This is a genomic window from Halomicrobium mukohataei DSM 12286, assembly GCF_000023965.1.
Classification (GTDB): Archaea; Halobacteriota; Halobacteria; order Halobacteriales; family Haloarculaceae; genus Halomicrobium; species Halomicrobium mukohataei.
The window spans coordinates 3,019,729-3,034,419 of sequence record NC_013202.1; the positions used below are offsets into that span (position 1 = coordinate 3,019,729).

The 14,691-nt window shown below is 66.7% G+C and carries 11 protein-coding genes; 5 read left to right on the forward strand and 6 right to left on the reverse strand.

Annotation, left to right across the window (positions count from 1 at the left end; all coding sequences use genetic code 11):
- Positions 1-26 precede the first annotated feature (26 nt).
- A complete protein-coding gene (locus tag HMUK_RS15195) occupies positions 27-1,013 on the forward strand; it encodes an NAD-dependent epimerase/dehydratase family protein (protein WP_015764083.1) in 987 nt (328 codons plus the stop codon).
- Positions 1,014-1,230: 217 nt separating this feature from the next.
- Here HMUK_RS15195 and HMUK_RS15200 read toward each other — a convergent pair whose 3' ends face one another.
- On the reverse strand, positions 1,231-2,169 hold the full coding sequence (locus HMUK_RS15200) for a hypothetical protein (protein WP_015764085.1): 939 nt from the start codon (positions 2,167-2,169) through the stop codon (positions 1,231-1,233).
- Between the two features lie 141 nt (positions 2,170-2,310).
- On the opposite strand from HMUK_RS15200, the gene HMUK_RS15205 reads away from it, so the two are divergent.
- Entirely contained in the window at positions 2,311-3,369 is a 1,059-nt protein-coding gene (locus HMUK_RS15205) for an NAD(P)-dependent glycerol-1-phosphate dehydrogenase (RefSeq protein WP_015764086.1), read from the forward strand.
- Between the two features lie 146 nt (positions 3,370-3,515).
- Here HMUK_RS15205 and HMUK_RS15210 read toward each other — a convergent pair whose 3' ends face one another.
- Positions 3,516-3,989, reverse strand: a complete 474-nt coding sequence (locus HMUK_RS15210; protein WP_015764087.1) for a hypothetical protein — start codon at positions 3,987-3,989, stop codon at positions 3,516-3,518.
- Positions 3,990-4,103: 114 nt separating this feature from the next.
- Entirely contained in the window at positions 4,104-5,894 is a 1,791-nt protein-coding gene (locus HMUK_RS15215) for a S9 family peptidase (RefSeq protein ID WP_015764088.1), read from the reverse strand.
- 151 nt (positions 5,895-6,045) lie between these two features.
- On the opposite strand from HMUK_RS15215, the gene HMUK_RS15220 reads away from it, so the two are divergent.
- Positions 6,046-6,879, forward strand: a complete 834-nt coding sequence (locus HMUK_RS15220; protein ID WP_015764089.1) for a hypothetical protein — start codon at positions 6,046-6,048, stop codon at positions 6,877-6,879.
- A gap of 11 nt (positions 6,880-6,890) precedes the next feature.
- On the opposite strand, the gene HMUK_RS15225 is transcribed toward HMUK_RS15220, so the two are convergent.
- Positions 6,891-7,619 (reverse strand): Yip1 family protein, encoded by a 729-nt coding sequence (locus HMUK_RS15225; protein WP_015764090.1) that lies wholly within the window; start codon positions 7,617-7,619, stop codon positions 6,891-6,893.
- A 123-nt stretch (positions 7,620-7,742) separates the two neighbouring features.
- Here HMUK_RS15225 and HMUK_RS15230 point away from each other — a divergent pair, with 123 nt between their 5' ends.
- The gene (locus tag HMUK_RS15230; RefSeq protein ID WP_015764091.1) at positions 7,743-8,801 is read left to right on the forward strand and encodes a glycosyltransferase family 4 protein; all 1,059 of its coding nucleotides are present in this window, start codon (positions 7,743-7,745) and stop codon (positions 8,799-8,801) included.
- Positions 8,802-8,877: 76 nt separating this feature from the next.
- Here HMUK_RS15230 and HMUK_RS15235 read toward each other — a convergent pair whose 3' ends face one another.
- Positions 8,878-11,148, reverse strand: a complete 2,271-nt coding sequence (locus HMUK_RS15235; protein WP_164731969.1) for a methyl-accepting chemotaxis protein — start codon at positions 11,146-11,148, stop codon at positions 8,878-8,880.
- 411 nt (positions 11,149-11,559) lie between these two features.
- On the opposite strand from HMUK_RS15235, the gene HMUK_RS15240 reads away from it, so the two are divergent.
- Positions 11,560-13,452, forward strand: coding sequence for a DEAD/DEAH box helicase family protein (locus HMUK_RS15240; RefSeq protein WP_015764093.1), 1,893 nt, complete (start codon positions 11,560-11,562; stop codon positions 13,450-13,452).
- Between the two features lie 115 nt (positions 13,453-13,567).
- On the opposite strand, the gene folP is transcribed toward HMUK_RS15240, so the two are convergent.
- Positions 13,568-14,662 carry a dihydropteroate synthase gene (gene folP / locus HMUK_RS18150; protein WP_394324821.1) on the reverse strand — a complete coding sequence of 365 codons (1,095 nt, stop codon included), beginning with the start codon at positions 14,660-14,662 and terminating at the stop codon, positions 13,568-13,570.
- Positions 14,663-14,691 lie beyond the last annotated feature (29 nt).

The following is a 14,691-nucleotide window of genomic DNA, read 5'->3' on the forward strand; positions in this document are numbered from 1 at the left end:
TTCCCGTCGCCGCTCGACCTGCCAGTATGGACTCGGTGCTGATCATCGGCGGGACGCGCTTCATCGGCCGGGCGACGGTCGAGGAGTTCCGCGAGCACGGCTACGACGTGACGATCTGTAACCGCGGGAACCACGCCAATCCCTTCGCAGACGATCCCGGCGTCGGTCACGTCGAGGGCGACCGACGCGATCGCGACGACCTCGAAGCGGTTCGCGAACAGGTCGACCCCGACGCCGTGATCGACTGCGTGGCCTACTTCCCCGAGGACGTGCGCGTCGCGACCGACGTGTTCGCCGACGCCGAGGCCTACGTCTACGTCTCCAGTGGCGCGTCCTACGGCGTCGAGCGCGTCCCGAAGCGAGAGAACGAGACGCCGCTGTGTGAGTGTACGCCCGAACAGGCGACGACCGACAGTGCGGCGACCTACGGGCCGCGGAAAGCCGAGGGCGACCGCGAGGTGTTCGCGGCGGCCGAGCGCGGGGTACGCGCCATGAGCGTCCGCCCCACCGTCGTTTACGGGCCACACGACTACACCGAGCGCTTCGACTACTGGATCGATCGCGTGGACAACCACGACCGCGTCGCCGTGCCGGGCGACGGGCTGAGCCTCTGGCAGCTGGTCTACGTCGAGGACGTCGCCAGCGCGCTCCGGGTCGTCGCCGAGTCGGGCACTGCCGGCGAGGCGTACAACGTCGGCGACGACCACGTCCCGACGCTGGGCGAGTGGGTCGATCTGCTGGCAGCGGCCTGTGACACCACGGTCGAACGAGTGGCGGTGAGCGAGCGCGAACTGAGGCGTGTCGGACTCGAATCGACGGAGTTCCCGCTGTATCGGGCCTCGCCACACCTGCTCTCGACGGCGAAGCTGCGCTCGCTGGGCTGGTCGTCGACGCCACACGAGGCGGCACTGGCGGCGACGGTCGACGAACACCGCGAGAGCGAGCGCACGGGGCGAGGCGAGGGGCCCGACCGGGCCGACGAGACGGCGCTGTTGGCGTCGCTCGACGAGTGAGCCGGCGACAGCGCCGAGACTCTCACCTCACACCCAGTCTGCCAGGCAGTCCGTCGAGCAAAACGTCAGGTCCACGTCCGAGTCGGCGTCGTTGACGTGGGCTCTGAGCGTGTACGCCCGCGTGTCGGTGTCGCAGTTCACACAGGACATGACACCCGTTCTTCGAGGCCCGGACGGATTGTTATAGAGTGGTTACCGGTTCGTCGCCGAGTCGCTATCAGAGCGGGCCCGGTTCGAAGAGGAACACGATCGCTTCGCTGGTGACGAACAGGGACGCGTACGCGAGCGCCGGAACGAGCAGCGAGTCCGTCCGCTCGTAGGTGTAAGCGGCCACGCCGAGCGTCGCCAGGTTGGCGAATCCGTACAGTCCCGCAGCGATGGAGTCGATCGAGGCGACCCACTGGGTCCCAGAGAGGACGACGAACAGCACTGCTGGAACGGCGGCGACAGCCCGGATCCACCTGGCGTCGAAACGTGTTCGGGAGACGTGGACAGCGAGCGACGCGAGCGCGAACAGGCCGACGCCGACGTACTTCGGGGTCTCGCCGATGCCGCCGACCAGTCCCTGATCGCCCAGCACGAACGCACCCAGTAACGTCGTCAGGACGATCGCGGTGTCACTGCTCGTGATCGATCGAACGCTCCCCTGAACGAGGACCTGGTTGAGCACCAGCGCCAGCGGAACGGCGACGAACACCCTGGCAAGCGTCGTGCCGGCGACGAAAGTGAACGGGGCCCGTTCGGCGTAGGCCGTGAGCACGAGCGTCTTGAACGGGACGCCCGTGACGTTACCGACGAGGTCCGTCACGCCGATCAGGACGGCCGGCGTGACGACGGCCAGTGCGACCAGTGCCAGATCCGATCTGCCGGGAAGCGCCGTGCCGACGGGCAGATTTCGGGCACGGACGTAGACGGCCGCGATGACCACGAGGCTCGCGACCAACGGCCCGCTGTAGACGAACGAACTCGCGAGGAAGGCACCGAAGCCGTCGACACCGAGCGCGTCGGCCAGCGGGAGGTTCCGGACCGAGGGACCGACCACCCGCTTCCACAGCGTCCCGGTCCACAGCTGGACCGCCAGCAGCGCCGCCACGACGATCAGTAGTTCCGTGGCCAGCGGGCGACGAGTCTCGCCGAGTGGGCCCGTCGTTGCCATGTCCGTTCAGTTCCGTCCCACCCGATAAAAAACGGAGGGTCGGTCGACGAATGCGCGCGTCGGTCGCTCGACCGACCCGCCGTCCTGGAGCGACCGCCGGCCACGACAAGTGTTTTCACGCCTGGCTGACCACCCACGGGTATGTTCGACAAAACGAGCTGGATCAGGCTCCCCCACAACGTGGTGGTGGGCCACGGCGTCCTCGACCAGACTGTCGCGGCCGTCGAGGACATCCACCTCTCCGGGCGGCCGCTGATCGTCGCCAGCCCGACGCCGTACAGCGTGGCCGGCGAGCGCGTCGTCGCGCAGTTCGAGGACGCCGACGCAGATCCGGCCGAGGTGATCGTCGAGGAGGCCAGCTTCGAAGCCGTAGAGTCGGTCATCGAGACCGCCCGCTCGGTCGACGCCGGCTACCTGCTGGGCGTCGGCGGCGGGAAGGCCATCGACATCGCGAAGATGGCCGCCGACGAGCTGAACCTGGGCTTCGTCTCCGTGCCGACCGCTGCCAGTCACGACGGCATCGTCTCCGGACGCGGTTCGGTCCCGGAGGGCGATACGCGCCACAGCGTCGCCTCTGAGCCGCCCCTGGCCGTCGTCGCCGACACCGAGATCCTCGCCGAAGCCCCCTGGCGGCTGACCACCGCGGGCTGTGCCGACATCATCTCGAACTACACCGCGGTCCGGGACTGGCAGCTGGCTCACCGACTGAAAAACGTCGAGTACTCGGAGTACGCGGGCGAGCTGGCCCGGATGACCGCGGAGATGCTCGTCGAGAACGCCGGCTCGATCAAGCAGGGACTCGAAGAGTCGTCGTGGATCGTCGTCAAGGCGCTGGTCTCCTCCGGCGTCGCCATGTCGATCGCCGACTCCTCGCGGCCCGCCTCCGGCGCTGAACACCTCTTTTCCCACCAGCTCGACCGAATCGCGCCCGACGCCGCGCTCCACGGCCACCAGGTCGGCGTCGGCTCGATCATGACCGAGTACCTCCACAGCGGCGCGAAAGGGCAGTGGATCGACGTTCGCGACGCGCTGGCCTCGATCGGCGCACCAACGACGGCCGACGAGCTGGGGATCGACGACGACACCGTACTGGAAGCGCTGACGACCGCCCACGAGATCCGAGATCGCTACACGATCCTGGGCGACGGCATGAGCGAGGCCGCCGCTCGGGAGGCGGCGACCGTGACCGGCGTTATCTGATACTACCGGCTGTAAATCTGTGAACGATTTCGCCACCCCGGGGTGGCGAAGATCTTCACGAAGTTACAGCCGGCAGTATGAGACGGCCTCTTGTCGCAGTTTGCCCGGTCGACCGTACGATTGCGTACGGTCGATCCGGTACCGACCTACACGAATTCGGGGATCTCCGACTCGGTTGCCCAGACGCCCCGCTCGGTCTGGCCGCCGTCGTAGACCGCGTCGACGAGGACGAGCAGCCGGTACACGGTCTCGGCGTCGGTGTCCTCGGCGTTGCGGACGCCAGCGATCGTGACGCGGACGATCCCGTCGATCGTACAGTCGATGCCGGTCGCGTCCGCGACGGCGTCGCGCGCCCGCTCGGAGAGGGGCGTCTCGCTCCCGCCGACACAGCGCGGGACCCGTCTGCGGTCTTCACCCTGAACGTGTAACACCTCCCCGTCGTCGTTCTCCACTCGGACGTACACGTCCGCGAACCCGTCGCACGCGCGCTCGACGGCGGCGTCGTACGCGTCGGGAGAGAGACTGAGTGTCGTCTGGTTCACCGGGAAGGGACCGTGGTGCTGCTGGAGCGCCTCGATCCCCTCTCCGATCACGTCCCGAGACCCACCCACCGATTCCATACGTCGTACTCGTCAGCGACACCAATAAAAGCAGCCAGTCGTTTGCGAGACGTGAGAACGCCCCGTTCACCCACCAAGTTGGGCCGCTGTGGGTGTTCCAGAGCGAGCGTCGCCTCAGACGTGCTCGTCGAGGAACTCGACGACCCGCGTGTAGGCCTCGATCCGGTTCTCTCGCTTGGCGATCCCGTGGCCCTCGTCGTCGAAGACCAGCAGTTCGACCGGAACGTCCTGCTCGCGGACGGCGTCGGCGATCTGTTCGGCCTCGCCGACCGGGACCCGCGGGTCGTTCTCGCCGTGGATGACGAACAGTGGCGCGGCGATCTGGTCGGCGCTGTGGATCGGCGAGACGGATTCGAGGAACCCGCGGTCGTCCTCCAGTGAGCCGTACTCGGCTTCGCGGAGCGATCTTCGCCAGTCGCCGGTGTTTTCGAGGAAGGTGACGAAGTTCGCGATGCCGACCACGTCGACGCCCGCGGCCCAGAGGTCGGGGTACTCCGTCATCGCGGCGAGCACCATGAACCCGCCGTAGGAACCGCCCTTGGCCACCAGTCGGTCGGGATCGACCGCCGGATGCTCGTGGAGCCAGTCGACGCCAGCGCGGATGTCGCGGACGCTGTCCAGCCGGTTTTCCACGTCGTCCAGTTGCATGTAGTCGGTGCCGTAGCCGCTCGATCCCCTGACGTTGGGTTCGAACAGCGCGTAGCCACGCGAGAGGAAGTACTGCTGGAGGCCGGAGAAGGAGGGCCGGCGCTGGCTCTCGGGACCGCCGTGGATGTCGACGATCACCGGGACGCCGTCGTCGGCTCTGACCTCGGCCGGCGGCAGCGAGAAGAACGCCGGAATCTCGCGCCCGTCGAAGCTCTCGAAGTGGACCAGCTCCGGCGGGACGAACGTCGAGTCGGGAATGCCGGCCGTCGAGGCGTGCGTCCAGCGGGTGGCCTCGCCCGTCTCGGTCTCGACGACGAAGACGTTCGTGTTGACCGTCCGGCCGGTGACCGTCACGGCGAAGCGCTCGGCGTCGGGTCCCCACGAGACGCCGCCAGCGATCCCGCCGGGCAGCTCCGGCGTCGGGAACGTCTCGATGGTGGTCTCGTCGGTCAACCGTCCGACGGTCAGGTCAGTGTAGCCGTCGACGTTCCGGGAGTAGGCGAGCCGTCCGGTGTCGACGTCGACGGACACGCCGTCGACGTTCCAGTCGTCGTCCGAGACGACCTCGCGGAGCGTCTCGTCGAGATCGAGGCGGGCCAGCCAGCGCAGGTCCGCATCGCTGTCGGTGACGAGATAGACGCCGTCGCCGTCGGGTGCCCACTGGGCACTCCCGTAGCGCACGTCGCCGTGGTGGGGCGTGAGGTGCTCGAAGTCGCCCGATTCCAGGTCGAGGACGAAGAGATCCTGGTCGACGTTCGAGTGGGCCTCGCCGACGAGGAGTTTCGTGTCGTCGGGCGACCAGCCGCCGACGGTGAGCCAGCCGTCGCCCTCGTGGACCAGTGTGGCCTCGTCGTCGTCCCGGCCCTGCACGTAGATGTCGAAGACGCTCTCGTCGCGGCGATTCGAGGCGAAGGCGAATCGCTCGCCGTCGTGGCTCCAGCCGCCCCAGCGGTGTTTGGCGTCCGGACTGTCGGTGAGCGACGTGATCGTGCCGTCGGCGTCGAGGCGGAACAGCTGCATCCGTTCGTCGCCCCCCTCGTCCTTGCCGAAGATCAGCTCCGGCCGTTCGGGCGAGTACGAGGCGAAGGACACGGAGTCCTCGTAGAAGGTGCGCTGCTGGGGCCAGCCGCCCGGTTCGTCGACGTTCCAGAGCTGGAACGTGCCGGTCGCGTTCATCCGGAAGGCGAGCTGTCCGTCGGGCCCGAGCGTCGCCCCGGTCGCAGATCTGACGTTGAGATAGCGTTCGAGATCGTACACGCCAGATGTCTGGGCGAGCGCGAGTATAACGGTTTGGCGCTGGCTGCAGTGATCGCACTACGGAGAGTATATATGTATATTGGTTAGAAATAAAATAATAGATATGTAATCTAGAAGTATTTTATGGCTGTCATCGAAATCAAAAATTGCAATGCCAAACCGAAGGACATTCCTCCTCACTGCGGGTTCGCTCGCGACTGTCGGAGCCACCGGCGCTGTCACTGCACAGCGACAGTCACAGAAACCGACGACCGACGTAGTCGGCGAGGCGTTCCACCAGGGACTGGTGCGAAACGGCTCCGAGGGCGCGACTCGCGCGCTCGAAGGCTTCCGACTGGAGCCGTCGGTCGAGGCGACACGGGACTTCCAGGTCAACGAGGACGTGCAGGCGGATGTCGAAGCCGAGACGAACGACACCGCCACCGAACAGGACGTGGAACCGGAGTACACGTACAACGACCCGGAAAACTCGGACTCCGAGCTGGTCGTCGGCGTCAGCGACGCGGGCGGCGACGAGGTGTGGGTCGCGGTCGGGATGACACTGGAGGGGCTCAACCGCACCATCCGGAACTCCTGGTGGTGTGACGACGCCATCGGAATCGGGTACATCAACGGAGACTGGGCCCCGGTCGGAGAACCGAGCGTCAGCGCGACGGAGCGTCACTCGGCGAAGTTCACCTCCGACGACGTGGCTCAGGACGCACTCGCCGGGACGGTCGACATCGTCAATCACAACGACTTCGGTGCCGCGGCCGGGGACTCGCTGCCCAGTGCGTCCGCGAGCCTGACCGCGAAGTTCCGGCTGCGCGACGGCGGCGAACCGAGCACGATCTGGGGATCGTACACGCACACCTTCGCCGGCTCGCCGACCTCGTCGATACAGGGCATCTCCGGCGGTGCCGGTGGCCTCTCGGTCAATCTGAGTCTGGGCGCTGCGAACGCGTGGAGTATCGCACACCCGACCGACCCAGAGGACAAACTGTAACGCCGAGCCCGCTAGGCCAGCCCGACGACGAACAGCAGGAACGCGACGCTACCGGAGACGATAGCTGCCCCGATCAGAGAGACGTTCCGGCCACGCTCCAGTCCGAACCCCCAGATCACGGCCCCCCAGAGCGAGCCGACGGCGTTGAACGCCAGCGCGATCGGGGTCCAGTTCTCGATCTGGCCGAGGAGCGTCGATTGGAACGTGGCGGGCTCCATCCCCTGGCTGATCGTCATGGGATCCATCGTCACCCACAGCGCCGCGATCGCCAGGGGCATCGTCACCAGTGCCGGGACGAAGCCCCAGGCGGCGACCGTCAGCGTGTTCCCGAACGAGCCCTGTCCGCCGGCCAGTGCCGTTCCGAGATGGAGCAGTCCGGCGACGACGAACAGAACGACCGGTACACCGACGAGCAGCGGGCCGTAGAACTGTCCCATCGCGTCGTCGATGATCGTGTCGATGTTGCGCTCGATCTCGGCGGGCTCGTCACAGCCGAAGGTGGTGTTCATCTCGGAGAAGCTCTCGTTCATCCGCCCGTCACAGAACTGGTCGGAGGGTCGGTCCGGATTGTCGACCATCACGGTGCCGTCGATCTTCGCCGTGAAGACCGCGCCGAGTCCGGCCACCATCACGAGCGTGCCGACCACGACCAGTGCGGCCACGATCAGGCCGCGATCGAACGTCGGCTCGCGGTCTGCGAAGTATCTATCCGGGCGGAGGAGGGGCGTTCGCGGGGCCATGTACGGACGGCTGCGGAGACGAATGAAATGCTTTGTGGATTCCGATGAGAGAGCGAACGTCGCGGGACCGACGGACGCCCCGGCAACGGTTGGATTTTTCACGGGCCACGTTGACCGTCAGGTATGCGCGTCGCGTTCGTCGCCATGGAGACGACCCACCACCGGGACACAGAGGGGGCCCGCCGACTCGAACGCGTCGCCCAGCAGCTGACCGAGCGGGGCCACGAGGTGACGATCTACTGCGCTCGCTGGTGGGACAGCGACCTGCGGACCTTCGAGCCCGACGACATCACCTACCGCGCGGTGACGGCGACGCCGAACGCGGCAGCGTTCGCGACGCGCCTGCCCGTTCGTCTCGCGCGCCACCCGCCGGACGTGATCCACGCCAGTCCGCGCCCGCCCGGTGGCGTCGTGGGGGCCAGCGTCGGCGGGACGATCACGCGCGCCCCAGTGCTGGTCGACTGGTTCGGCGACGAGGCGATCGGTGGCAGCCGACTGGTCGACCGCGCGGCAAAGAGCCCGGACTGCGTGGTCACGCCGTCGGAGATGGTCCGGACGACCGTCCGGGAACACGGTGCCAGCAGCGACCGGACGGCGATCGTCCCGGAGAGCATCGACATGGGGCAGATCCGAGACACCGATCCCGCAGCGACCGTCGACGTGGCCTTCGCCCATCCGTTAGACGAGAGCGCCAACGTCGAGAGCCTCCTGCTCGGCCTGGCAGAGCTCCGGGAACGGGACTGGTCGGCGAAGATCGTCGGCGACGGCCCCTACCGCGAGGACTACGAGCGACAGGTCCGCGACCTTCGCATCGAGGACCGCGTCGAGTTCGTCGGAGCCTGTGACCGCGAGGAACGAATCAGCATCTACCGGGGCGCACACGTCTTCGTCCAGACGGCCTACCGGGAGTACTTCGCCAGCGAGTTGCTGTGGGCACTCGCCTGTGGCTGTATCGGCATCGTCGAGTATCAGGCCCGCTCTAGCGCCCACGAGCTGATCGAACACCGCGAGCGCAGCTTCCGGGTCACGAGCACCCAGCAGATGGCCGACGCCATCGTCGCGAGCGGCGACTACCCCCACGAGACGATCGACGAATCGCTCGCCGAGTACGACCACGACGCCGTCCGCGAGCAGTATCTCGAACACTACCGGCGGCTGATCGAGGCCCACGGCCTGCTGTGAACGCTGCGCGCGGTGATACAACCGACACAGTGGATTCGTGAGGGCAGTGGCGAGGATCGCTCGAAGACACAAGTCGTCACTCGTCCGTATCGTCTGTGTCCGCCGCTCGTGGTCCTGGGTGCCCACCGTCGGCCGTCGCTGTCACGCCCTGAGAAGGCGTACTTGCGTCGTGGTCCGACCGCTCGCTGGCATCCGAATCGTCCCCAACAGGTGAGACAACAATTTCAGTCTCTGACTTGCCCTCGACTGCCATATCGTTCGCCGACAGCTCGGCGTCGTCCGTACCAGTGGGACTGGTCTCCGCCGACGGCTCGGCATCGACGGCGAAGCCATCGACGGTCGTCTGGAGGCGAGTCGCCCGGTCACTGAGCGTCTGAGCACTGTCCGCGATGGCAGCCGCGGAGTTCGTCTGCTCGTTCGCGGCTCCGGACACGTCCGTAGCAGTCTCGTTCATCTCGCTGCCGTGGGCCGCGACATCCGCCACCATCTCCTCGACTTCGCGGGTGGATGCCGCCTGCTCGTCGGTTAGCGCGTCGATGGACTGGACGCCCTCGTCAACGGCCTCGACGAGGTCGACGATTGCCTCTATCTCTCTGAGCCCGGCTTCGATCGTTTCGGTGCCGTCCTCGACGGTGGTCTGCATGGTCCGCATCTCTGTGGCAGCGTCGCCCGCCGAGTCCCGTACGTCCTCGACGATCTCGTCGATCTCGTGAGTCGCGGACTGGACCTCAGAGGACAACCGCTTGATCTCGTCGGCGACGACACCGAACCCATCACCGTCCTCGCCGGCTCGCGCTGCCTCGATCGAGGCGTTCAGTGCGAGCATGTTCGTCCGATCAGCGATGTCTTCGATGAGTGTCGTGATGTCGCCGACACGCTCGATATCGGCTTCGAACTGCTCGATGTCGGCGGCGGTCTCGTCGGCCTGTCGCTCGATCCTGCGCATCGTCGAGGCCGACGTTTCGGCGAGGTCACGGCCGGCGTCACCGCGCTGTGCGGCCCGCCGGGAACGGTCCGCCACCTCGTCGCTCGCGTCCGCTATCTCTTCGATCGCCTTCGAGAGATCGCTCACAGAATCGTCGATACGAGAGAGTTGCTCCTCTTGCTTTGCCGCTGCCGAGGAGATGTCCTCGATGGAGACCGAAGCCCGTTCACTCGCCTGCCTGATCGCCGCCGATCGGGTGTCGACAGTGTCACTCGCCTCGTCGACGGCCGACGCGAACGAACGGATCTCGGAGACCGTCTCCTCCAGTTGTTCGATCATCTCGTTGAACGCGGTAGCGATCGAACGCATCGCCTCGGTTTCGAGGTCGGTGTCCAGCCGCTGTGTCAGGTCGCCGTCGGCAGCCAGCTCCATGCTCTCGCCGAACTCCTGTGCGCGGGCTTCCAGCGATGTCGCGAGTGTCGACGCCTCTCGGTGGGCCGCTTCGGCCTCGGCACGAGCTTCCTGTGCGGACGCTTTCGCCTCCTCAACGCGCTGGCGTTCGGTCTCGACCGCGTCGATCTGGTCCCTGAGCGAGCGTCGCATCCGGTCGAGAGAGTCGTACACCGACCCGAACTCGTCTTCACGGCCAGTCTCGATCGGTGTCTCCAGATCGCCGTCGTCGAGGGCTGCTGCATGGGCTTCGAGATCCGAGAGCCGCCGTACCGTGTTCCGACCGATCGTCGCGCCGACAACGCCGAGACCGAGCAAGAGAACACCGAGGAGCACGACGATCCGGTCACCGACGGTCGATTTCAGCGCGTACGCCTGCTCGGACGGGACTCGATGGAGAACGGTCCAGGGTTGCCCTTCGACGCCAGAATACCCGACGGCAGTACCACCGCCAGCGCTGTGGGAGTAGAATCCGGTCGCGTTTGCCCGCTCGTCGAGCCCATCGGCCGTCGGATCACGGGTCAAGATCTGGCTGTGGTTGTCCGAGAGGACGACCCGTCCTCGATCGTTGGTCACAGATAGCGTCCCGCCCTCGTTGCTCGCCTCCCCACTCCCGAGCAGGCGCTCTGAGAGCGCCGGAAGTTCGACCACGACGACGATAGCTCGTTCGTCGTTGCTCGGTATCTGTGTGGCCACGAGCATGACCGGCGTCTCGTCGGGAGCCCGGAACGGCGGCGAGTGCTCGACGGTTCCGGCGGCACCTGCGACGGTGGTACTGACAGTCTCCGAAAGATTACCGGTGATACGATCGTCGTCGGTCGTGATCCGACTATCTCCGCTGTTGACCGTTGCCATCCCCGTCGATTCGTTGACGACGTAAGCACCGGAGATCGCCTCGCGTTCCGCGAGGCGAACGAGACGGTCACCCATCCGGAACTGGTCTCCGGAGCGGAACGCGGTCGTCCGCCGCATCGAATAGATCTCCCGGTCAGTTCGGTCGAACCAGTTGTCGATCTGATCGGCTTCACCGTGTGCTGTCGACGTGAGCCGATCGCGCGTTTCGCCGTCGAGTCGGTCGTCGACGGTCGTGTATATCGATGCCCCCGCAATGCCCGTCAGTGTGAATATCAGGAATAACAATAAACCGAACCGGTACGCGTACCGCCTCTCTATTGCGTTTCGAAGTGTTCTGAGCGGCATCAATTTACAAGATATGATATTCGTAGAAAGAAGTAGCTATGAGGGATCTATATAAGTATATACCAGGTTCAATGGAACAGTTAGATTCCGTCCGAGAGTGCTTTTTCGGCGAGTAATTCCGGCCGGGACTCTCGACAGCCGGTGACACAAGGTGTTTACTCGTCGGGCCGATACCCATCCCCAGTGACCACAGAGGACGACGCCGAGGCCGGCGGTGACGACGCGGGCGACCAGCCCGAGACGGTGACCGTCGCCGACGTGTACGACGCCATCGACGCGGTCGGCAAACCACACCTCACCCCGGCGGAAGTGGCCGCCAAGACCGGACTCACCGCCGACGAAGCCCGCGAGGCGCTTGAACGGCTGGGCGAAGACGCGGAACTGGAGCGCCAGGACGTGAGCGGCGCAGAGGCGGTCTACTACCCGCCGGATCTGGACGCGGTGACGGATCGGGAGCGCGTGATCCTCTTCCCCGACCGCCACGAGGTCGTCGTGGAACACGCGGACCAGTTCACCCGGGCACAGCTCTCGCAGTTCGCCCACCTCGTCGACACGAACCGCGCCGGCGGTGCCATCTACGAGATCCGCGAGGAGGACGTGTGGCAGGCACCCTACGAGTCCCTCGACGAGCTGCTGGCGACGATCCACGACGTGGTCGGCGAGCGCTCCGAACACTTAGAGGAGTGGGTTCGGAGCCAGTGGGAACGCGCCCGGAAGTTCCGGCTCGTCACCCACGAGGACGGCTACACCGTCCTCGAAGCCGAGAACGACGACCTGATGGGCAACGTCGCCCGCCAGAAGCTCGACGACGACGTGTTGCGCGCGCCGATTTCGGACTCGGAGTCGTGGGTCAACGAGGAGATGACCGCCCAGCTGAAACGGACGCTGTACGAGGCCGGCTATCCCGTCAGAGACGACCGCGATCTCGAGGACGGCGACGCGCTGTCGGTCGAACTGGGGCTTCCCCTGCGGGACTACCAGGCCGACTGGGTACAGCGCTTCCAGGAGCAGGGGTCGGGCGTGTTCGTCGGCCCGCCGGGATCGGGCAAGACCGTCGCGACGATGGGCGTGATGGAGGCGGTCGGCGGCGAGACGCTGATTCTCGTGCCGTCGAGGGAATTGGCGAGCCAGTGGCGCGACGAACTCCTCCTGCACACGGATCTCGACGAGAGCCAGATCGGCGAGTACCACGGCGGCGAGAAGGCGATCCGACCGGTGACGATCGCGACCTACCGCACCGCCGGGATGGACCGCCACCGCAAGCTGTTCGACGAACGGCGCTGGGGACTGATCGTCTACGACGAGGTCCAGCACATCCCCGCCGACGTGGCCCGCCGGAGCGCCCGCCTGCAGGGCAAACACCGCCTCGGGCTGACCGCGACGCCGGTCCGCGAAGACGATAAGGAAGAGGAGATCTTCACGCTCGTGGGCCCGCCGATCGGCACGGACTGGTCGGCGCTGTTCGACGCCGGCTTCGTCCAGGAGCCGGAGGTCCAGATCCGCCAGATTCCCTGGAGTGACGACGAAGTGGCCGACGAGTACGTCTCCGCGGTGGGCCACGGCCGCCGCCAGACCGCCGCGACGAACCCCGCGAAGATCGACGAGATCCGCCACCTCCTGACCGAGCACCCCCACGCGAAGGCGCTCGTCTTCGTCGAGTACCTCGACCAGGGCGAGGCCATCGCCGCAGAGCTCGACGTCCCTTTCATCAGCGGGGAGACCCGCCACGCCGAGCGCGAGCGCCTGTTCGACGAGTTCCGACGCAACGAGCGGGACACGCTCGTGATCTCCCGGGTCGGCGACGAGGGGATCGACCTCCCGGACGCCGAACTGGCCATCGTCGCCTCGGGACTGGGTGGGTCCCGCCGCCAGGGCGCCCAGCGAGCGGGCCGGACGATGCGCCCCGTCGGCGACGCGCAACTGTACCTGCTGGCGACCCGTGGGACCGAAGAGGAGGACTTCGTCCGCCAGCAGATGCGCCACCTCGCGTCGAAAGGGATCCGCGTGACCGAGCAGGACGCCGAGGCCGTCGGGGAGCGCTCTGGTCGAGCGGAAGACGACGCAGGCGACGAGTAATCCCTCCTTTGATGCGGTGGCGCACGCTGTCGCTCGCTTCGTCGAGCGACGACACTGTGCGAGGGATGAGTGAGTGAGCACAAGCGAGCGACAGTGCGCGCCACAGCGTGCTCGGTTAGCCTTCGTCGACGAACGACCCAGGCTCGTCGGCGGCTTCGACCACGTTCACGGCGGTCACGGCCTCGGGCACATCGTGGACGCGAACGATGTCGGCCCCGCGCTCGGCGGCCAGGGTCGTCCCGGCGATGGTGGCGTCCAGGCAGTCCCCGGCCTCGGCTCCGACGAGTTCGAACATCGACTTGTGGGAGTGACCGACCAGGATCGGGCAGCCCAGCGACTGGAACTCTTCGAGTCGGCCCAGCAGTTCGAAGCTCTCGGCCGCCGATTTGCCGAATCCCAGCCCCGGATCGACCACGATCTGTTCGCGGTCGAGGCCCGCTTTCTCGGCCAGCAGGACGCGTTCGGTCAGCTGGTCGATGCAGTCCTCGACCACGTCGTCGTAGTCGACGGCGCTGTCGGGATCGACCGGTACCTCGATGCTGTGCATCACGACGACGGGCACGTCGTAGTCTGCGGCGACGAGGCGCATCTCGGGGTCTTCGAGCCCGGACACGTCGTTGAGGATGTCCGCACCGGCGTCCAGCGCGGCGCGGGCGACCGGTGCCTTGCGTGTGTCGACGGCGACGGCGGCGTCGAGGTCGGCGAGGCGCTCGATCACCGGGACGATGCGCTCGATCTCCTCCTCGACGGGGATCTCGTCCGCGCCGGGGCGGGTGGACTCGCCGCCGACGTCGAGGACGTCGACGCCGGCCGCGACCATCGACTCGGCGCGGGAAACGGCGTCCTCGACGGCGTCGTACTCCCCGCCGTCGTGGAAGGAGTCCGGCGTGATGTTACAGATCCCCATGACTGCGGTGCCGTCGTCCCAGGGATAGCCCCGGTCTCGATCGGGCTGCTGGATGTCCAGCGCGGTCCGGAGTTCGTCGGCCAGCGACGCGAGGCCGTACGGTTGGCCGTCGAGCTTGTCCGTCAGGCGGCGGAACTGGGCCATCGTCCCCATCAGGAGTACGTCCAGCATCTCCTCGTCCTGGTCGTTCAGCCCCGAGGTCGCACAGTCCCCACCCAGCGAGAGCAGCTCTTCTTTGAGGTACTGTGCCTGTCGGGGCTGGACCCGCGTCTTGAGGAGGCGGTGGACCGCCTTGCCGCGCATGCGCCACGCACCGGCGTCGGTGACGTGGG